Genomic DNA, 18,407 nt, shown 5'->3' with positions numbered 1-18,407 from the left:
GTCAGCCCTCCACCGGCGTGGTGGCGGCGGGGACCTCGCACTCGGCGACGATCTCCTGGCTGTCGATGAACTTCTCGATGCTCACCGCGCAGCAGCCGAGTTCGGCGCCCTGCAGGCGGCGGCGGAAGGACACCGTCTGGCCAGTGCGGCCGCACGGGCAGGGGGTGTGGTCGACCTCGCCGACGTCCTCGCTGAGGATGAACGCGGGGTAGCCGGTGGACAGCGCGTCCATCAGGGCGATGACGCCGGTCTTACCGGGGGCGAGTTCGACATCGGTGTTCTCGACGTCGCGAATCGAGATGTAGGACCACGGCGGCACGTGCTTGCGGTGGTGCTCGCACTCCATGGCCAGCATGTTCGACTCGATCATGCCGTACATGTCACGGACCCGGTCCGCGGGAATACCGAGGTACTTCTCGATCTTGGCGTTGAACTCCTCGCGGCTGATGGACTCGCCGGTGTAGCGCTTCCACCCGCCCAGGGTGATGATCAGCGACTCGGGGTCGAGCTTGAGGGTGATGTCCTCCAGCTCCAGGAAGCGCAGGAGCCGGCCGACGAGGAACGGCGGGCCGATGATGTGCCGCGTCATCGACTCCTCCCACTTGTCCAGTTGGGCGATCGCCTCCTCGGGGTCGAAGGCGTAGTCGCGCACGATGTACGCGTGGTCATCCAGCAGGCCGTTGAGGACGTTGAAAGCCTTGACCATGCCCATCTCCGGCGTCTCGGCCGTCGACGGGCACAGGAACAGCCCCGCGCCCTTACCGACCTGGAAGAACTCCCGGTACTGGGCGAAGATCGCGGTCATCACGCGGCTGACCGTGGTGATGTCGCGGCGGGCGACGCTGGGCACGCCACCGGTGCCGGTGGAGCGGATCTCCAACTCGACGTCGGTCAGCGGAGCGGTCATCAGCACGTGCGCGTCGGGCTGCTTGAACATGCGAACCGGCAGCAACGGGATCTTCACCAGGTCGGCCAGCGTCTTGATGTCCTCGGCCTTCACTCCGGCGGCCTCGCACTGGGCGCGGTAGAAGGCGTTGTGCTCGGCGTGCTCGGCGAACGAGCCGCGCATCGCGGCAGTCACCGAGGCTTCCCACCCGCTCTCGGACTGACGGAAAGCGACGTCCGGACAGCCGAGCATGGCAGCGAGTTCCATGAATCCCCCTTGGATTTGAGCAGCAAGAACTGCGTGCCGCGGTTGGGTAGTTGGCTTGAGAAGCACTCGACCGCGGCGCGACCTACTATTGCAGTAGTACTACGTGGATAGTCAAGGATCGGCTGATGTCCTATGCTGCTCGCCATGGCGAGACTGGGTGACCTCGAGCGAGCGGTGCTGGACTGCCTGTGGCATGCCGACGAACCGCAGACCGTGCGCGAGGTGCACGAGGCACTGGCGGGACGCCAGTTGGCCTACACCACGGTCATGACCACGTTGCAGCGCCTGGCCAAGAAGGGTCTGGTCACCCAGGATGCGCAGGCCCGGGCGCACCGGTTCGGCGCGGTCGCCACACGGGAGGAACTGTTTGCCGAGCTCATGACCGACGCGCTGGGTATCGCCGGGGACCAGCACGAGGCCATGCTGCGGTTCGTCGACGTCATCAGCCCACAGGCCCGCGCCGCCCTGGCCGAGACCCTCGGCCAGCAGGAGCGCGACACGCCGGCCTGACGTAAGACCCCGCGCGGCCGCCGGCGATGACGCCGGGCGGCAATTGGCTCCAGGGGTGGAAGCCGGCCGCGCGGACGAGAACAAGTGGACCAATGTAACGGGGGGTTACGTGGATGCGCTGTGTGTTGTGCTGTTGTCCGTGTTGTTACTGGCTGGGGTCTCAGCCGTCGTCACTCATGCCAAGTGGCCCTACCGGGCTCCGTGCGCGGCGCTGGCGCTGTGGTTCGCAGGGTGCATCGGGGCGCTGACCGGCCTGCTGTTCGCCACCTATGGACTGATCGTGCACTTCGGCGAAATCTCCCAGCACCAGACGCTGTGGCTGCCCGTCGACTTGACCGCTGTGGTGGTTGCCTGGGCCTTCGTGGCCCGCGTGATCCGCGCTTACACGAGGATCCACCGCCAGGGGTCTGAGCGGCGCAAGCGGCATCTGACCCTGCTCGGGCTGTTCGGTCGGCCGGTGCAGCACCTGCGGGCCGTGATACTGCCCAGCCGTCAGCCCCTTGCCTACAGCGTGCCGGGGCCCGAAGGCGGTCACGCCGTCATCTCCGACGTGGTGCTGGCCAAGTTCAGCCGTGAAGAGGTCGACTCCGTCCTCGCTCACGAGCAGGCCCACCTGCGCCAGCGCCACCACCTGCTGACCCAGTTCAGCGACGCGTGGTGCGCGGCGCTGCCCAAGCGCACGTTCGCGGTCCGCTTCGCCGAACGCTTTCACGGGCTGATCGAGATGCGGGCCGACTGCGCGGCCCGGGTCAAGTGCGGCCGTCACACCATTGCGAGCGCGCTGGCCCGCATGGCGTACGACAAGAGCCCCGAACCCGCTGCTGACTCCGGCTGCCCGGTCGCGGCCCGGCGCCGCCACCTGCTGACCAACGACCGATGTTGCAGTTCCCTGACCGCCTCCGCCGTCTTCTGCGTGGCGTGCGCCGTCGCCGCTGCTCCCGCCGCCCTGCCGGCCGTCGGCGTCCTGGCCGCGGCGTGTACCTGGATCTGCCGATGACCGCCCTCCCGTGAGGGCTTTTTTGTTGAGCCGAGAGCGTCTTCGAGAAGGGTTACCGATGGAAGCGCGAGTCTCCGAGTCCATAGAGATCGCTGTGCCGCCCAGCGTCGTGTACGAAGCGGTGACGGACGTGGCCAACATGGGCCGCTGGAGCCCCGAATGCACTGGTGCCGACGTCAAGGACGACGGCCTGCGTCCGGGGGTGCGGCCGGGTATGAAGTTCACCGGGCACAACCGCTCCGCCAAGCGGCCCTGGTCGACCCAGTGCACCGTGACCGCGGCCGAGCCGGGCGAGCGGTTCGCCTTCCTGGCCCGCGGCGCGGGGCTGCGGGTCGCGATCTGGAGTTACCGGTTCGAGCCGCTCGACTCCGGCCAGGCGACCAAGGTCACCGAGACGTGGATCGACCAGCGCGGCTGGTTCATGCACTTCATCGGCCCCAAGGTCAGCGGCATCCACGACCGGGCCACGCACAACCGCCAAACCATGAAGGTCACCCTTCAGCGTCTGAAGGAGACGCTGGAGAAGGAACACCAGTCCAGCTGACAAGCAGCCCCGGCCGGGCGTGCAGAGTAATGCGGAGGGGGTGTGCTCCCAATGGGTGTACACCCCCTCCGCGTTGCGCGCTGCCCATCGGCAGCGCGCCGGATGGACCAGGCTGCCGGGCCGGACGGGGGCGGCCGTGCCCGGCAGCGGGTGGGCGCGGCACGGCACGGGGGATGAAGCCGCACCGCACCCGGCCTGGCCGCCCGGCACGGGCCGGGCGGCCAGGGGCCTTTACGGTGTCGCGCTCTCGGCCTTGGCCTTCGCCCCGGCCGGCTCGGTCAGCAGCGGTGCCTTGTCGCGGGCCGGAAGCAGCGCGACCACCACCACCGCGGTGACCGCGGCCAGGCCGGCGCAGATCAGCGACACCGTCGACATACCGGCCACGAACGCATCGCGTGCGGAGTCGGCGATGCCGCCCGCCTGGGCGGCCGGGAGCTTCTCTGCGACCTGGATGGCGCCGGCCACGTTGTCCCGGATCGCGTCCCGGGCCTGCTCCGGCAGGGCGGCAGGGATGTCGTCATCGACGTTGTTGCGGTAGGCGGAGTTCAGGGAGCTGCCCAGGACCGCCACACCCACGGAGGCGCCGATCTGGCGCATGCTGTTGGCCAGCGCTGACCCGGCGCCGACCTGGTCAGCCGGCAGGGAGCTGAGGATCGCGTCCAGCGTGGTGGGCATAGTGAAGCCCAGCGCGAGGCCCATGATGGCCAGCGCGGTTCCGGTGACGGTGAAGTCGGTGTCGGGATCCACCGTGGCCACCATGCCGAGACCAGCGACCCACAGCACCATGCCGGTGGCGACGATGGCCTTGGTGCCGATCTTGCCGACCAGCCGGCCGCCGATGCCCGCAGCGATGATCAGCGCGCCGATCATCGGCAGCAGGTGCAGGCCCGTGTCCATGGCGTCCTTGCCCTGCACCTGCTGCAAGAACTGGGGCACCACGAACAGGACACCGAACAGGATGAACATCACCGCGGAGATCGCGACGCTGGACCAGGTGTAGCGGGCATTGCGGAAGAACCCGAGGTCCACCAGAGGGTTCGCAGAACGGCGCAGCCATACGAGCAGCAGGCCCAGCAGAACAAGGCCGCCGACCATGGTCAGCAGGACGATCGGGTCGTCCCAGCCGGCGTTCGGGACCTCGATGACGCCGTAGACGAACGCCGAAACACCCAGCAGCGACAGGGCGGCACCGATGAGGTCGAGCCGCTTGGCGTTCGAGTCGCGGGTCTCCGGCACGAACAGGAGCATGCCAATGACGGCGACGATGACGACGGGGATGTTGATGAGGAAGATCGAGCCCCACCAGAAGTTGTTCAGCAACCATCCGCCGGCCAGCGGGCCGAGTGGGAGTCCGAGGGCGAACCCGGCGGTGGCGATGGCCATGGCCTTGGAACGCTCCTCCGGCGGGAACATCAGCGGCACGATCGACAGCGCCAAGGGTGTGATCGCAGCAGCGCCGGCGCCCATGACGATGCGGGCGACGATCAAACCGTCAGGGCTGTCGACTCCCAGGACCATCAAGGACCCGATGCCGAACAGCAGCAGTCCGCCGATCAGGACGAGTCGGCGGCCGATGCGGTCGCCGAGCACGCCGAGCGGCAGCAGCAGGCCGGCGAAGGGAAGGGTGTAACCGTCGGTGAACCACTGCAACTCGGTGGTGGTCGCCTCGAGTTCCGTGGCCAGAGTCGGCAGGGCGACAGTCAGGATCGTCGCGTCCAGACCGACGATCATCAGGCCGAAGACGGGTGCGGCCAGAGCCAGCCAGCGTTTGCGTGCCAGCCCGCTGTTGCCGGGCGATGGCTGATCAGTTGCGGTGGTGCCGGGCATTGCCATGGATGCTCCTCAGCAGGGCGCAAAAGAAGAAGACGATTGAGTGCCGGGCCGTCTGCCCGGCCGGATAAGAGCCACCGATCGGCACGATCTGACGTGGCCCGAGGCGCGTACGGGCGCGCTGGGAAGCCCCCTGAGCTGTTCCGTGTCGCTCAGGGGGCCGATGAACCATCCCCCTTGTCAAGTTGCTTGGGCCCAAGGCCCTGGCTGCCTGCGAGCGGCAGCACTGTCAGGTCAGTTGCAGCAGGCACACCCCGAGGCGCAGCCGCAGGCGTCCTGGTCGACGGCCGGGTCGGTACCGGCCTTCATCGTGCTCAGACCGGTCGGTGCGCAGCAGCCGTCGCCCCGCCATGCTTCCCGGCCCTCCTTGACCGCGATCGCCGCTATCACCAGCGCTGCGATCGGGTCCGCCCACGACCAGCCGAGGGTGGCATTGGCGAGCAGGCCCACCAGCAGCACGGCCGAAAGGTACGTGCACAGCAGCGTCTGCTTGGAGTCCGCGACCGCCGAGGCCGACCCCAGCTCCCGCCCCGCGCGCCGCTGCGCTGCGGACAGGAACGGCATGACGGCCAGCGACAGGGCTGCCAGCACGATGCCGGGTATCGACGACTCCGCCTCGCCGCTGCCCACCAGAGCGCGGATCGCATCCACGCTCACGAAGGCGGCGAGCGCGAAGAACGACACCGCGATGATCCGCAGCGCCTTCTTCTCCCGCGCTTCGCGCACGGCGTGCTCGCGGGCCGAGAACTGCCAGGCGACCGCGGCTGCCGACGAGACCTCGATGATCGAGTCGAGACCGAAACCCACCAGGGCGGAGGACGACGCGATCGTTCCCGCGGTGAGGGAGACCATCGCCTCGATCACGTTGTAGGCGATGGTGGCCGCAACCAGCAGTCGTATACGACGGGCCAGGACCTCCCGGCGTGCGGGGGCCGGGTCGAGCGATACCTCTGCGGCCATCAGCAGCAGCCCTTCTCCTCGGTGTCCGGGCAGGTGCTGTCCTCGGCAACCGCGACGACGGCCTGGCGGAGATCGTCCAGCGCGTGTCCCAGGCGGGGGTCGGCCAGCTCGTAGCGGGTACGGCGGCCCTCGGGCACCGCCACGACCAGCCCGCAGTCGCGCAGACACGCCAGATGGTTCGACAGACGCGTGCGGGAAATGCCGATGGCGTCGGCCAGGTCGGACGGGTAAGCGGGAGCCGCACGCAGGGCGAGCAGCAGCCGGCAGCGGATCGGGTCGGCGAGGGCACGGCCGAACCGTGCCAGCACCTCGATGTCTTGCGCGAGATTCAGCACACCAAAGACGATACACAGAAACCTGAATTCAGGGAAACGTGGATAGTGCCGGATGTGGGCGCACCGGGCCTCGACGGGCGGGCGGCGCCGTACAGGCGCGTGGACCGGGACAGCGCTCGTGCGGTTCGCCGCGGCGGGCCGGCCCGTGCGGGCCCTCGCAATGCGGTGCTGGGTCCAAGCCGCCTCCGGACGCGGCGACTTGGAGGAGCCTCTCCGGCTGGTGGCCCACCTGGAGCGCCATGTAGGTGATGCCGTAGTCGCAACCAATCGCCAGGCGGTCGATACGCCGCCCGGCGACGCTTCCCTGATGACGTCAGCGGCGACTGTGCTGCTGGGACTCGTCGTAGAGGCGGATGATCCTCTTGAGGAGTTCAGGGTGATCGGTCAAGTCTACGTGGCGGGGGTTGGCGGCGTAGCTGAGGAGTCCGAGCATGCGATGCAGGATGTCGGTTTCCTGTTGCTCAAGCTGCCATTTCTCGTCTCCAAGACCATGTCGTTCAGGGTTGAGGTGTTCTTGCGGCGCGGCGCAGAGGCGTAGGTTTTCGGCGAGGCATTCCTTCAGGGCGCCAGGCCAGGCCATGTGCGCGATGAACCGATGGTCGGGCGGGTTGGAAGGGGTTCGGCGTGGGGTTGAAGGCGACGAGGGAGCAGGAAGCGGCGCGGGACGCATTCGCTTCTGGAGCGGACCTGGCGTTGGTTGCCGGGGCCGGTACGGGAAAGACGTCGACGCTGGTGATGATGGGATCGGCGACCCGTCGGCGTGGCCTGTATGTCGCATTCAACAAGCCGATCGCTCAGGAGGCGAAGAGCCGGTTCGAGTGGAACGTGCGGTGCAGCACGTCCCACTCGCTTGCCCATCGAGCGGTCGGCCGACAGTTTCAGGGCCGGCTGAACGCCTCTCGCCACATGCCGCTGAAGCGCACGGCGCAGTTGCTGGGGCTTGATCGGGATCTGGCGGTGGGCAAGAGGCGGATCAGGGCGACGACTCAAGCGCGGCTGGTGATGGAGATGGTCCAGCGGTTCTGCTGGAGCACGGATGAGCAGGTAGCGGCTCGGCATCTGGGGCCCGTGAACGGGCTGGATGACAATGGGGTGCAGTATCTGGCGCAGGTTCTGCTGCGCCGGGCCCGCTGGGCGTGGGACGACATCTGCTCACCTCAGGGGACGTTGCCGTTCAAGCACGATCACTACCTGAAGATGTGGGCGTTGACCCGGCCCGTGTTGCCGGCGGATTTCGTGCTGCTGGATGAGGCCCAGGACACGAATCCGGTACTGGAGGAAATCTTCCTTGCTCAGGACGCTCAGCGGGTGTGTGTCGGGGATCCCGCTCAGCAGATCTACGAGTGGCGGCAGGCCAAGGACATCATGAGTTCGTTTCCGGGGCAGCGCCTGGAGTTGACGCAATCGTTCCGGTTCGGTCCTGCTATCGCGAATGTGGCGAACCGGTGGTTACGTGCGGCGGAGTCGACGATGCAGCTGACGGGGCACGCCTCGGGGGCCTCCGGGCTGGGGCGGGTGGAGGTGCCGGATGCGGTGTTGTGCCGGGGTAACGCGGACGCGCTCGCCGAGGTATTGCGTTTTCTGGATCAGAGGGTGCCGGTGGCGCTGGCCGGCGGCGGCGGGCCGCTACTGAAGATCGCCCAGGCGGCGATCGATCTGAAGGCGGGCCGGCGGACATCGCACCACGAGCTGTGTTTGTTCTCGTCGTGGGGCGAGGTGCAGGAGTATGCCGAGCAGGATTCCGCGGCCGCCGAGCTGAAAGCGATCGTGGAGCTGGTCGATACGTACGGGCCCCAGCAGATTGTCGCGGCCGTTAACGGGATGGTCGACGAGGGCCAGGCCCGCGTCGTGGTGTCCACGGTGCACAAGTCCAAGGGCAGGGAGTGGAACCGCGTGCGGATCGGCGACGGCTTCACGCCGGTGGACGAGCAGGCCTCGGCCCGTGGCGTGCATCCTGCTGAGGCACGGTTGATCTACGTAGCTGTGACACGGGCCCGCGCACAGCTGGACACCGCCGGCATCGCATGGGCCGAGGCGCAGCTCCGGCGCCCCTCGGCCGCGACGGCGGACAGCACACCGCAGGGAGTTCCCTTGGCGGCGCTGCCGCTCACCGGGCAGCTGGAGTACCCGCGATCTCCAATGTCAGTGTTCATGGCGCGGCATCTCCCCCGCCCAGAACAGGTGGTCGGCTCCTATTTGCAGCGGCTGCGAGAGCTGCCGCACCCGGTACAGCCCATGGACGAGCGGCGGCCCGACTGGTCGGCACTCGGGCACACCATCGACTACCGCCTGCGCCTCAGTCTCGGCAGCGACCCTGGACTCGCCGTCGTCCAGGGCGTCCGCCTCATCGGGAGCCCTGTCCCGCTCGATGGGGCCCCGGGTGCCGGTGTTCGCGCGGCCCTACACACGGCCGGAACCCGGCTGCTCGCCCTCTTGCAGTCCCACCTCGACGGCAGATCGCTGTTGAACGAGGAAGACCTGACGCGGTTGTGTCACGTGGCGGGCTACTTCGAGGCGGTCTACCGCAGCGGCGTCTTCCCGCGACGTCGTAACCTGCTTGCCCAGGCCGACGAACACACCACCCTCGAAGAGCTGACCACGGCCGTGCCGGTGTATGTGCTGGAGGACATTGCTGAGCAGATGCAGCTCGCCGAGCAGCCCTTCGCCCCGCTGCGCCGACTGCCTGCTGGGCGCAGGGCGTGCGGGCCGGTCTTCGCCGGAAGCAGCGATCTCGGCGGGGCGGATGCCGACTTCATCGTGGGTGGGCTTCTGATCGACTGCAAGGCCACAACCCGCCCCCACAAGATCGGCCGCGCCGAGGTGCAGCAGCTCGCCGGATACCTGCTGCTCGACTACGACGACACGTACCGGATCGACCGAGTTGGGTTCTACCTCTCCCGCCAAGGCGCCCTCATCGCCTGGACCGTGCCCGAATTCCTCACCGCTCTCGGCTCACGGGAACCGCTGCCTCAACTGCGCGGAGAACTGAGCGACCACTGGCGCCAGACCCGCGTCACGAGAGTTGCTGGAGCGAGTAGCTCAGCGCACTCTCGGCGGTGATGCCGCCGCCGTAGCTGAGGCGGCGTACGAAGTGGCCGACTGCGGCGTTCCGGTGGCGTCGTCCCCAGCGGGACAGACGGCGCCGGTGAATATCGTGCCGCGCCGACCCTGCCGAAGTCCGCTCATCAAACCGTGCGGAGACCCTCGCTGCGGCATGGGAAGATTGCATCTCGGAAGTGCCTTGCTGATCGTCCGTGCTGGAAGCGTGAAGAACTCCCATCATCGCAGGTCACAAGGCACTTCCTCGTTTTCGGAGAAGCTATCCAAAGGCATCAAGCCGGTGGATCCGGGCTGAGGCGGCCTCCTGCCTGATGTGCTGCCGGCCCTCCATGCTCTGGATGCTCGCTTCTGAAGGGGGTGTGAATGCGGAGCGTCACGCGCCCCCACAACGCTCCTGTTGCCACCGATGGTTTGAGATTGTATGTCTGGTGTGGTGGTGAGCGGGGGATAAGCCGGGTGAACTCATTCGGTGGGCCGCCCATGGGTCCCCTCCCGGGAGGTTCCGGCCTTGGCCGACGCTGCTCAGCGTTGCCGACTGCAGGCCACACGACTCCCGCCCGAACCCTTCAAGGGGTCTCCGCCATGAACGCCATCGCACAACTGTTCTCGCAGCTCGGACTGCCGACGCCGACCGCCCTCGCGGCGGTCGCGAGCACGCCGCAGCCCGCAGCCGCGGCATCGCTGGCAACCCAGACGACCATCCCCGTCGGGACCGCCCCGTTCTGGGTGGCGGTCGCACCCAACGGACACGCCTACGTCACCAACCAGAACTCGAACAATGTGACGGTCATCGACACCGCCACCGACACCGTCATCGCCACCGTCCCCGCCGGAAGCCTCCCGCATGGGGTGGCGGTGGCACCCAACGGACGCGCCTATGTCACCAACCTTGGCTCGGACGACGTGACGGTCATCGACACCGCCACCGACACCGTCATCGCCACCGTCCCCGTCGGGACCGACCCGCTCGGGGTGGCAGTGGCGCCCAACGGACGCGCCTACGTCGCCAACACCACCTCGAACAATGTGACGGTCATCGACACCGCCACCGACACCGTCATCGCCACCGTCCCCGTCGGGACCGCCCCGCTCGGGGTGGCGGTGGCACCCAACGGACGCGCCTATGTCACCAACGTCAGCTCGATCAACGTGACGGTCATCGACACCGCCACCGACACCGTCACCGGAACCGTCCCCGTCGGGACCGCCCCGTTCGGGGTGGCGGTGGCACCCAACGGACGCGCCTATGTCACCAACGTCGGCTCGGACGACGTGACGGTCATCGACACCGCCACCGACACCGTCATCGCCACCGTCCCCGTCGGGACCGACCCGTGGGGGGTGGCGGTGGCGCCCAACGGACGCGCCTACGTCGCCAACACCACCTCGAACAATGTGACGGTCATCGACACCGCCACCGACACCGTCTTCGGCTCGCCCATCCCCGTCGGAGACAGGCCGCTCGGGGTGGCGGTCGTACCCGACGGACGCATCTACGTCGCCAACCAGGGCTCGAACGACGTGACCGTGCTCGTCCCGCCCACGCTGGCCATCAGCCCGACGCAGGGAAGCGCCGCCGGCGGCACGCAGGTCACCCTGACCGGTACCAACCTGTTCGGTGCCACCGCCACCATCGGCGGCCAGCCGGCCACCAACCTGTTCTACAACCTCGCCGGCACCGCGCTCATCGCCACCACCCCACCCGGCACCCCAGGCCCCGCCGACGTCACCGTCACCAACCAGGACGGCAGCGTGAGCCTGCCCGGCGGATTCACCTACGTCTCCGCCGCCACCACACTGACCGCCACCCCGGCCGTCATCCGCCTGAACCTGACCACCAGGCAGCGCTACATCCCCACCCTCAGCGCCACCCTGACCGACCAGGTCGCCGGCACCCCCATCCCCAACCAGACCATCACCTTCACCGCCAACCCCGCCACCGGCCCCGTCACCCTCGGCAGCGCCACCACCGATGTGGGCGGCACCGTCGCCCTCACCAACACCATCGTGTCCTCCACCCTCCACACCACCAACCACTACACCGCCACCTTCGCCGGCTCCCCCGGCCACCCAGCCGCCACCGACACCGCCCCCCTCACCTTCAGCGGGCCTGTGTGATGTCGTGATCAATCTTGACGAAGGACATAGAGCCCCCCGTCACGGGGCGCCGCAGCACGTCCTGGTCGACGTGGGGCCGGGGTGGCCTCGCAGGTTGTCAGTCCGCCGTCGGCTCCGCCCCGATCAGGGAAAACGCGAGGATCGAGGCGCGCGTGATCAATCCCGCAAGCAGGATCGTGCCGAAGCCCTCGACCTCCAGCTCGGCGAACTTCCCGCCCAGCCAGGAAAGCAGCCACCAGATGAGCGAGTCCTGTACGAATCCGGCCAGGCCGAAGGCCAGCAGGGCCGGGGCCGGGACACGGGCGGACGGTCCGACGTAGACGAGCTGGGTGAGGAGCATGACCACGAGGGCCGCGACCATGAGTGAGAGCGGCACGTCCACGTCTTCCGCACCCAGGGTGATGCCGGGCAGCAGGGCCCCAGCGATGCATACGCCAGCGAGGGCACCGAGCTTGCGTCGTCTGCCTATGTCAGTCATGGGCGGACTCTCGCACGCGGAAGGTGAGCCTGTGAAGATTCCGCAGGGTCCGTGACCGGATCGAACCGACGTCACCCGACTTGCAAGCGGCTCCCTGAACAACTTGGGCACACGGCCGTGTTGTGCACGAGTACGACCGTAGGGCGGGCAAGCGGGAACGCGTCGTGCTGTACAGCAGCGAAGTACAACAACCACGGCAACTGTCCCCGGCCCACACCGACCCCCAGCGGCCGACTGACCAGCCAGCAGAGGGTCTGTACGGTCAACGGATCTTCGAACAGGAAGTGACAGGTGGGGCAGGCGCCGGTCCCCGCGGTAGACGGCAGTTTGCCGCGCCAGTCAGGGGAGTTCGCGGTATTCGGTGATGAGGTAGTCGGCCTCGTCATCGATGGCATTGTCCAGCCAGTCGATGTGAATCTCAGTGGGGTGTCCATCTGCGGCAAATACCGTCTCCGCGACTTCAGCCTGGCCTGCACGGGCCTTCTGGACATCGGTGAGGAGACCGCCAAGCGTCGGGACATTCTGCGGATTCTCCTCGACCGTGCGCCGGGCCGGCTCGTCGAGGCCGATCGCTTTGACGACCTTCCCGTTTCCCACGGTGATCCGGTACTCCCCAAGGCCGCTCCGCTCTCCGGACTCGGAGAGAAGCCGGAAGGAATACCGATGCGGTTCGGACCATCGGGCTGCCTTTGCCTGGCCACCGCGTCCGGCGGTGGCCGGTGTGGACCCTGCGTCGCAGCCGACCACGGCGAGGGCAAGCGCAGCGGATGCGACGAGCAGGTACATGCCGGATTTCGTCACGGTTAGGCCTTTCAGCAGCTCAATTGCCCCTTCGACGGCATCGCGATTGATTCGGTTCCGCGCGCGAGGATGCCGGACAGAACACCGTCGGCCCGCTGGCTTTATCGAGCAGTAGTGACGCCACTTATCGATGAGTTTGGGAGGTACCTCGATCCACGGTCGGGTGATGTGGATGAGTTTGGGAGGCATGGGGGCTCTTGCCGGGGCAGCATCGGGATGCTCTTGGTGAAAGGTGCTGGTCATGCCTGTCGAAGGTCGAGCTGTACGCGGCAATCCAGCGTCGGGCGCCTGTCTGGCTGTCCGTGAGGTGTCGACGGCAGACATCGGGAAAGCTTCCAACGGCTGTTACCGACGGATACTATCGGACATGACGGATGATCAGACGGGGGAGGCGGAGGGCATGCCGGAGGGTCAGGTGCGGGCGGCCGTGGCGTCAGACACGCTGCCCGGCCGCGTGGCGGTGGCGAACGGCCGGAGGATCGCCCGGTGAAGCACTCGGTTATGAGGTTCGTCGTGTGGGCCCTGAAGCGGGAGACAGCAGCGGAGGCCCCGGAGGCCATCCACGTATTTCAGTGCACGACGTGCGGAGCAGAAGGGGACACCCACGAGGACGTCGTCCTGGCCCAGAACTGGGCATTCTCCCACGTAGGAGAGCATCCATCCCATACGGGATATCGGGAGACCATCACGCGGATCTGGCGGATGTCGAAGACCCCCTCCCCCGCTCAGTAACGCCCACCCTCCTGCCCGGACGCTTCCCCCATGGCATCCCGGACGGGGGCCTGTCTGTTATGCCAGACTCCGGCCCTGTGCCTGCCGAAAACCTCATCCGTCCAGTTCAGGCGGCATGCTGGTACTCGTGGAGGGTGTGGCCGAGGCGGTCGCGTTGCCGTATGTCGAGGCGGGCGATCTGGTCCGGAACGGTGATCGGCGTCGGCAAGGGACGCAGTGGGCGGGCGTTGGCGATGCCCTGGTGGGGTCGGTGGGAGTTGTAGAACTGCCCGCGCTCTTGGGCGCCGGGCGGCGCTGGTGCCGTCGCTCTGGCAGCGGGCGCGACCCGAGCTGGCGTGGAAGATCCAGCCGAAGCGGTCCGGTGAGACAGCGATACTGCGCCGCGGCGGATACGGGCTCTACAAAAGCGGGCTCGGGTACATCAACCGGGATGAGGCGATCATCGCCACGCGGACACCGTGGATGCCCTGGTGGTCGGGTTCACGGGACCGCGGCGTCGACCGCACCATCTGACCTTGGCGGTCGGGGACGAGGGCGGACCGGTCCGGGAATCGACCACCACCCACCGGGTTATGCCCGTTGCCGGACAAACAGCCCGCTCCCCCACGTAGATCCGTTCCACGTGCCGAACGTAACCACCACTCCCCCACCCTCACCCCGAGATTGCCTCGCAATCATTCCCGCAGGTGACAGCCCAAACAAACATCCCTCACACCCGAACCACCCCTAGATAAAAGGACTTCGGGCACATGATGAACGTGCCATCGAGATGCTCGCAATTCCTCAAGAAGGCCAGAAGCGGATTGTAGATCCGTCGGAGAACATCGGCCCCGAACCAGGGGAAGGTGAAGAGGAGTCGCGGCTGCTTCTCAGGTTCGCGGCACCCAGGGATCCGGTGATGGTCGCCAAGTGGGTCAAGTTCCAGATCCTTGACACCGAACGCCAGGACTGGGCCCGCGGCTACGACACCGCTCGGCGCTACCAGGAGCGGGAGGGGCACCTGGACGTGCCGTACGAGCACACCGAGGGCGCCTACCCGCTGGGCCGGTGGCTGTCCGACCAGAGGCGGTCCTACCGGGCCGGAACCGTGTCCAGCACCCGCGCAGATGAGCTGGAAGAGCTCGGCATGATCTGGGACACCGCCGACACGGCGTTCGCCGAAAACCTCGCCGCCGCCCGCGCCTACTACGCGGACGCCGGCACCCTCGCTGCCCCGCGGCACGCGACCGCCCTCGACAAACCCGTCGGGCAATGGCTCACCAACCTCCGACGGCCGGGCGGCCTCGGCAAGGACCCCGAGCGCGCGGCCCGGCGAGCCGAGCAGCTGGTCGCGATCGACCCGGACTGGAATCCGGGGGCCTTGGGGTGGACCGTCGACTGGCAACGCCACTACACCGGCCTGAAGGTGCTCCTCGCGGGCGGTGCCGGCCTCCAGGAGATCGTGCCCGGGGTAACGCACCGCGGCGACGACATCGGACGCTGGCTCACCCGGCAGGAACGCGACTGGGCCCGCCTGAACCCGGAACAGCAACACCGCCTGGGCGAGGCAGGCGTCAAACCAGCTGCACGGCCCTCTCGCGGCCCTACAGTGCGCCCGGCAGGAACTGGCGCGGCACGCGGTAGCGAAGCGTTCCAGCGAGGCGTAGCAGCCCTCGCTCAGTACATCCAGCGGGAGGGGAAGACCGTGGTCGGAAGACAGCACGTGGAAGAGCTCCCCGACGGCACATCGGTGCGGCTGGGTGTGTTTCTGAGCAACCAGAAGAACCGGCGGGACCGGCTCAGCGAGCAACAACTCGCCGCCCTCGCCGAACTCGGATACGACTGGGCGCAGTGACAGGCGGGGCGGTGAAACCGGACACGTCATACCGACCAGCAACCAACTGACCTGCACCATCACCAAAAGCATCAGCCCCAGACCGGTATACGTGTCACCACTCGAATCACCAACCACAACAAACTGAACAGAACAGACCCCCGCCTAACCCACTGACATCACACTGCCGAACCACCACCGACAAAACCCCACAGATCATCAGTCGGGCGAGTGGAAGCAGATCGAAAAGCACCTCAATCGCAAGTAAGGAAGCTGGAGTGACCCGAAAGAAACTGCCGCGAGGATATGCGTGGCCTGTGACGCACAGTGAAATGCGGGATGCGATCGAACCTGCGTCGGCCAAAATCGTGAACCTCACGTTCGGTTCGTCGACCACTGGAGACACATCCGTGATCATGGTTGCCCTATGGACTGCGGCCCAGTCAAGGACTTACGGAGGCGGCGTGCATCCGGAATCCGTGGGGTTCTGGGTCTCGGTGAATCCCGTTCGCATCGAACGCAAGCAGGCGGCGAGGAGAGCGCTCCTCGAAGAAGGGGTACCCGGCATGTTGGCATGGATGAAGGGGCCCCTAGTTGCCAAGGAAGGATGGCAGGCAACACATCACACAAGAGTATGGACCTTCAGGGACGGGAAACTGAAGGCCACTGACATTAAGTGATCTCCTTCTACCCATGGCACAGGGGGCACTGCCCTCGATCAGCCACCGGCCTACGCCGACGGACCGAGGTCAGCGCAGGAACGGAGGAGCACCGTCGAGAGAAGCCACATCGAAGAACTCCCCGACGGCACCTCCGTACGCCTGGGTGTGTTTCTGAGCAACCAGTGTCCCGCGTCGGTAGTTGATCGTTAGTTGTTGTGTGACTTCTGCAGCTGGTACATCCATTCCTCGTCGTGGTCCGAAGCTGGAACCGTTACTGCTGTCCGCCGAAGAGCAGATGGCGCTGGAGCGGTGGACACGTCGGGCTACGACGGCTCAGGCGTTGGCCCTGCGGGCCCGGATCGTGCTCGCGTGTGCCGGGCCCGAGGTCCCCCCGATCGTCGTGGTCGCCCGCGAATTGTGGCGGGCGAACCACTTCATCGCCCGCCACAGCACCATCCGGCACGAGGAGGCTGGAAGGTCCCATGGCTAAGTTCCGAAGCCCACTGCTGTGGTGGAAGGCCGCCTCACTTCTCTTCTGCGCAGTTGTTCTCTCGCTCGCGGTCCGCTGGGACTACCCCGAGGTCGCCGTCGCAAGTGTCGCTGTTGTGCTGCTCTTCAACGTTGTTGCTCTCGCCAGGCACTTGGTCAAGGCCAGGCAGAACAGCGACGCGCCCACGAGCAGATCTGAGCTCATCACCTTTGACTGGCCACTCGCTATCGCCATGTGCGTACTCATCCTCCCGATGGCCGCACTCTTGGTTGCCTACCAGGACGATCCTCAGTGGAGTGCCATGCTGATCGGCACCACCGTCGGAACCGCATCTCTCGTGACCATGCGCTACACCCAACGCCGCTGAGCGGCGGCCGCCTGATCACGCAGCAGTGCCGTACGCTTCCACCGACAGTCAGAGCGCACCCAGTTCGGCGATACCGTCTACCACGACAGAGCCGTCAGACTGTCCGTGCAGACGAAGGCTGGGGAGGTGCAGGGCTTCTGGGGAAGATCTCAGCTCGCCAGTCAGGAGGTGACGCGCCCTTTGTTTTCGGCGCGGGAGCCTTCACGTACATGGCCGGACTCGAAGGCGCCAAGGACTCATGCTAGCGATACGCGCCCTGTTCCTGGGAGCTGGCCTGTTGCTTCTGACAGCAGCGACAGACGCGACGTTCAACGCGGACGTCAGTCGGTCCCTGCCCGTTGCCATGGCTGTGGGAGGCTCTGTCAGGTTGCCGAAGGGGCGTGGGAGGCTCTTGATGGTGATCGTTGCGGGAGGGGCCGGTCGTGGAGTCCGAGGTGTCGCCGTCGTACAAGGGGTATCGGTTCCCGGCCGAGGTGATCGGTCACGCGGTGTGGCTGTATCACCGTTTCCCACTCTCGTATCGGGAGGTCGAGGAGCTCCTGTTCGAGCGGGGCATCACGGTCTCGTACGAGACGGTCCGTGCCTGGTGCGCGACGTTCGGCCCCGCCTACGCCCGGAACCTGCGTCGCCGCCGGCCCCGCCCGGGCGACAAGTGGCACATGGACGAGGTGTTCATCAAAGTCAGCGGGAAGAGGCGGTATCTCTGGCGGGCCGTCGACCAGGACGGCAACGTCCTGGACATTCTGGTGCAGAGCAAGCGTGATGGCCGGGCTGCGAAACGCTTCTTCCGCAAGCTGCTGAAGGATCTTGAGTACGTACCCCGTGTACTCGTCACGGACAAGCTCCGCAGCTACGGCGTCGCCCACCGCGAGGTCATGCCCTCGGTGGAGCACCGCAGCTCGAAGTACTTGAACAACCGTGCAGAGAACAGCCATCAGCCCACGAGGCAGCGCGAGAGGGCTATGAAGAACTTCCGCTCAACGGGTGCGGCGCCAAGATTCCTCGCCGCGTTCTCAAGGATCTCGACACTCTTCCGGCCCCGCCGGCATCTGATCACAGCGAGTGACTACCGTGCCGAGATGACCGAACGATTCCGCCTCTGGAAGACCGTCACCGGCGCGGCCGCGCACGCCTGAGCACCGCGCACGGCACGGCACCCGAGCGCCATCATTACGCCACAACTCACCTTCCACACACGCAACTTGACAAGGCCCTCCGGCATCTACCCAGGCGTGTCGGGACGGTGACCAGAACGGGTGGTGGGCGGTGGCCACAATCTCTCCGTCGGCTCCGCCTGTATCGACGGTGAGCTCAACGAAGTCCTTGTCGTCCTCGGTGATGATGGTGGCCAGGACGGTGCGGCCTTCTGTTTTCCCTGTCTCGGGGTCCGTTGCAAGGATCCTGTCGCCAGTTTTGACGTCCTTGATGTCCTTAACGGTTCCGTCGGCCATGCGGACTTCCGCGTCCGGCAGGAAGCTATTGCACGGGCTAGCCCTGAGGGCCCTGCCTAGGTCCGTATTGGCGTGCACAACGTCTTGAATCGTGCGGCCGGCCGCG

Annotated in this window: 18 protein-coding genes, 1 tRNA gene and 1 pseudogene; 12 read left to right on the top strand and 8 right to left on the bottom strand. The window is 66.9% G+C overall.

Going from position 1 to position 18,407, the window contains the following annotated elements; all coding sequences use genetic code 11:
- Nucleotide 1: 1 nt before the first annotated feature.
- Entirely contained in the window at nucleotides 2–1,153 is a 1,152-nt protein-coding gene (locus tag ACFU8W_RS24690; protein WP_384041021.1) for a hypothetical protein, read from the bottom strand.
- Nucleotides 1,154–1,297: 144 nt separating this feature from the next.
- Between ACFU8W_RS24690 and ACFU8W_RS24685 the strand changes: the two genes are divergently transcribed.
- From ACFU8W_RS24685 to ACFU8W_RS24675, 3 genes are all read left to right on the top strand, one after another.
- Nucleotides 1,298–1,663, top strand: a complete 366-nt coding sequence (locus ACFU8W_RS24685; protein ID WP_384041020.1) for a BlaI/MecI/CopY family transcriptional regulator — start codon at nucleotides 1,298–1,300, stop codon at nucleotides 1,661–1,663.
- Nucleotides 1,664–1,802: 139 nt separating this feature from the next.
- Nucleotides 1,803–2,660: a M56 family metallopeptidase gene (locus ACFU8W_RS24680; protein WP_384041017.1), complete on the top strand. Its 858-nt coding sequence runs from the start codon at nucleotides 1,803–1,805 to the stop codon at nucleotides 2,658–2,660.
- 58 nt (nucleotides 2,661–2,718) lie between these two features.
- Nucleotides 2,719–3,204, top strand: a complete 486-nt coding sequence (locus ACFU8W_RS24675) for an SRPBCC family protein (RefSeq protein WP_384041014.1) — start codon at nucleotides 2,719–2,721, stop codon at nucleotides 3,202–3,204.
- 231 nt (nucleotides 3,205–3,435) lie between these two features.
- Here ACFU8W_RS24675 and ACFU8W_RS24670 read toward each other — a convergent pair whose 3' ends face one another.
- The 3 genes from ACFU8W_RS24670 to ACFU8W_RS24660 form a co-directional block, all read right to left on the bottom strand.
- A complete protein-coding gene (locus tag ACFU8W_RS24670; RefSeq protein WP_384041011.1) occupies nucleotides 3,436–5,037 on the bottom strand; it encodes a DHA2 family efflux MFS transporter permease subunit in 1,602 nt (533 codons plus the stop codon).
- Between the two features lie 231 nt (nucleotides 5,038–5,268).
- The gene (locus tag ACFU8W_RS24665) at nucleotides 5,269–5,994 is read right to left on the bottom strand and encodes a cation transporter (RefSeq protein WP_384041008.1); all 726 of its coding nucleotides are present in this window, start codon (nucleotides 5,992–5,994) and stop codon (nucleotides 5,269–5,271) included.
- Nucleotides 5,994–6,329 (bottom strand): helix-turn-helix transcriptional regulator, encoded by a 336-nt coding sequence (locus tag ACFU8W_RS24660; RefSeq protein ID WP_138051750.1) that lies wholly within the window; start codon nucleotides 6,327–6,329, stop codon nucleotides 5,994–5,996. The genes ACFU8W_RS24665 and ACFU8W_RS24660 overlap by 1 nt, the downstream gene beginning before the upstream one ends.
- Nucleotides 6,330–6,549: 220 nt before the next feature.
- On the opposite strand from ACFU8W_RS24660, the gene ACFU8W_RS24655 reads away from it, so the two are divergent.
- The 3 genes from ACFU8W_RS24655 (at nucleotide 6,550) to ACFU8W_RS24645 (ending at nucleotide 11,507) form a co-directional block, all read left to right on the top strand.
- Nucleotides 6,550–6,867 (top strand): hypothetical protein, encoded by a 318-nt coding sequence (locus tag ACFU8W_RS24655; RefSeq protein ID WP_384041004.1) that lies wholly within the window; start codon nucleotides 6,550–6,552, stop codon nucleotides 6,865–6,867.
- Nucleotides 6,868–6,953: 86 nt separating this feature from the next.
- Entirely contained in the window at nucleotides 6,954–9,389 is a 2,436-nt protein-coding gene (locus ACFU8W_RS24650; RefSeq protein ID WP_384041001.1) for a UvrD-helicase domain-containing protein, read from the top strand.
- A 582-nt stretch (nucleotides 9,390–9,971) separates the two neighbouring features.
- On the top strand, nucleotides 9,972–11,507 hold the full coding sequence (locus ACFU8W_RS24645) for an IPT/TIG domain-containing protein (RefSeq protein ID WP_384040999.1): 1,536 nt from the start codon (nucleotides 9,972–9,974) through the stop codon (nucleotides 11,505–11,507).
- A 97-nt stretch (nucleotides 11,508–11,604) separates the two neighbouring features.
- Here ACFU8W_RS24645 and ACFU8W_RS24640 read toward each other — a convergent pair whose 3' ends face one another.
- From ACFU8W_RS24640 to ACFU8W_RS24630, 3 genes are all read right to left on the bottom strand, one after another.
- Entirely contained in the window at nucleotides 11,605–11,985 is a 381-nt protein-coding gene (locus ACFU8W_RS24640; protein WP_384040996.1) for a hypothetical protein, read from the bottom strand.
- Nucleotides 11,986–12,030: 45 nt separating this feature from the next.
- Nucleotides 12,031–12,102, bottom strand: a tRNA-Cys gene (locus ACFU8W_RS24635).
- A 222-nt stretch (nucleotides 12,103–12,324) separates the two neighbouring features.
- Nucleotides 12,325–13,029, bottom strand: a complete 705-nt coding sequence (locus tag ACFU8W_RS24630) for a DUF6174 domain-containing protein (RefSeq protein ID WP_384040993.1) — start codon at nucleotides 13,027–13,029, stop codon at nucleotides 12,325–12,327.
- A gap of 124 nt (nucleotides 13,030–13,153) precedes the next feature.
- Here ACFU8W_RS24630 and ACFU8W_RS24625 point away from each other — a divergent pair, with 124 nt between their 5' ends.
- The 6 genes from ACFU8W_RS24625 to ACFU8W_RS24600 all read left to right on the top strand — a co-directional run bounded on the left by ACFU8W_RS24625 (nucleotide 13,154) and on the right by ACFU8W_RS24600 (nucleotide 17,986).
- On the top strand, nucleotides 13,154–13,276 hold the full coding sequence (locus ACFU8W_RS24625; RefSeq protein WP_384040990.1) for a hypothetical protein: 123 nt from the start codon (nucleotides 13,154–13,156) through the stop codon (nucleotides 13,274–13,276).
- A gap of 539 nt (nucleotides 13,277–13,815) precedes the next feature.
- Nucleotides 13,816–14,031, top strand: a complete 216-nt coding sequence (locus ACFU8W_RS24620; protein ID WP_384040987.1) for a hypothetical protein — start codon at nucleotides 13,816–13,818, stop codon at nucleotides 14,029–14,031.
- 385 nt (nucleotides 14,032–14,416) lie between these two features.
- On the top strand, nucleotides 14,417–15,352 hold the full coding sequence (locus ACFU8W_RS24615; RefSeq protein WP_384040984.1) for a helicase associated domain-containing protein: 936 nt from the start codon (nucleotides 14,417–14,419) through the stop codon (nucleotides 15,350–15,352).
- A 257-nt stretch (nucleotides 15,353–15,609) separates the two neighbouring features.
- The gene (locus tag ACFU8W_RS24610; protein ID WP_384040981.1) at nucleotides 15,610–16,011 is read left to right on the top strand and encodes a hypothetical protein; all 402 of its coding nucleotides are present in this window, start codon (nucleotides 15,610–15,612) and stop codon (nucleotides 16,009–16,011) included.
- Between the two features lie 464 nt (nucleotides 16,012–16,475).
- A complete protein-coding gene (locus tag ACFU8W_RS24605) occupies nucleotides 16,476–16,850 on the top strand; it encodes a hypothetical protein (protein WP_384040979.1) in 375 nt (124 codons plus the stop codon).
- A 422-nt stretch (nucleotides 16,851–17,272) separates the two neighbouring features.
- Nucleotides 17,273–17,986, top strand: coding sequence for an IS6 family transposase (locus tag ACFU8W_RS24600; protein ID WP_384040976.1), 714 nt, complete (start codon nucleotides 17,273–17,275; stop codon nucleotides 17,984–17,986).
- A gap of 90 nt (nucleotides 17,987–18,076) precedes the next feature.
- Here the strand turns inward: ACFU8W_RS24600 and ACFU8W_RS24595 are convergent.
- A pseudogene (locus ACFU8W_RS24595) lies at nucleotides 18,077–18,301 on the bottom strand (polymorphic toxin-type HINT domain-containing protein); the annotation flags it as partial.
- Nucleotides 18,302–18,407 lie beyond the last annotated feature (106 nt).

This window comes from Streptomyces sp. NPDC057565, assembly GCF_042801455.1.
GTDB classification, from domain to species: domain Bacteria; phylum Actinomycetota; class Actinomycetes; order Streptomycetales; family Streptomycetaceae; genus Streptomyces; species Streptomyces yanii.
Note: the sequence above shows the minus strand (reverse complement) of the source record. Positions and strands in the feature narration are given on the sequence as shown.

Excerpts from the sequence above, each read along its gene's own strand:
- ACFU8W_RS24690 (WP_384041021.1), bottom strand. The coding sequence starts at position 1,153 with ATGGAACTCGCTGCCATGCTCGGCTGTCCGGACGTCGCTTTCCGTCAG.
- ACFU8W_RS24685 (WP_384041020.1), top strand. The coding sequence starts at position 1,298 with ATGGCGAGACTGGGTGACCTCGAGCGAGCGGTGCTGGACTGCCTGTGG.
- ACFU8W_RS24675 (WP_384041014.1), top strand. The coding sequence starts at position 2,719 with ATGGAAGCGCGAGTCTCCGAGTCCATAGAGATCGCTGTGCCGCCCAGC.
- ACFU8W_RS24670 (WP_384041011.1), bottom strand. The coding sequence starts at position 5,037 with ATGGCAATGCCCGGCACCACCGCAACTGATCAGCCATCGCCCGGCAAC.
- ACFU8W_RS24665 (WP_384041008.1), bottom strand. The coding sequence starts at position 5,994 with ATGGCCGCAGAGGTATCGCTCGACCCGGCCCCCGCACGCCGGGAGGTC.
- ACFU8W_RS24645 (WP_384040999.1), top strand. The coding sequence starts at position 9,972 with ATGAACGCCATCGCACAACTGTTCTCGCAGCTCGGACTGCCGACGCCG.
- ACFU8W_RS24640 (WP_384040996.1), bottom strand. The coding sequence starts at position 11,985 with ATGACTGACATAGGCAGACGACGCAAGCTCGGTGCCCTCGCTGGCGTA.
- ACFU8W_RS24630 (WP_384040993.1), bottom strand. The coding sequence starts at position 13,029 with ATGACCAGCACCTTTCACCAAGAGCATCCCGATGCTGCCCCGGCAAGA.
- ACFU8W_RS24625 (WP_384040990.1), top strand. The coding sequence starts at position 13,154 with ATGACGGATGATCAGACGGGGGAGGCGGAGGGCATGCCGGAGGGTCAG.
- ACFU8W_RS24615 (WP_384040984.1), top strand. The coding sequence starts at position 14,417 with ATGGTCGCCAAGTGGGTCAAGTTCCAGATCCTTGACACCGAACGCCAG.
- ACFU8W_RS24605 (WP_384040979.1), top strand. The coding sequence starts at position 16,476 with ATGGCTAAGTTCCGAAGCCCACTGCTGTGGTGGAAGGCCGCCTCACTT.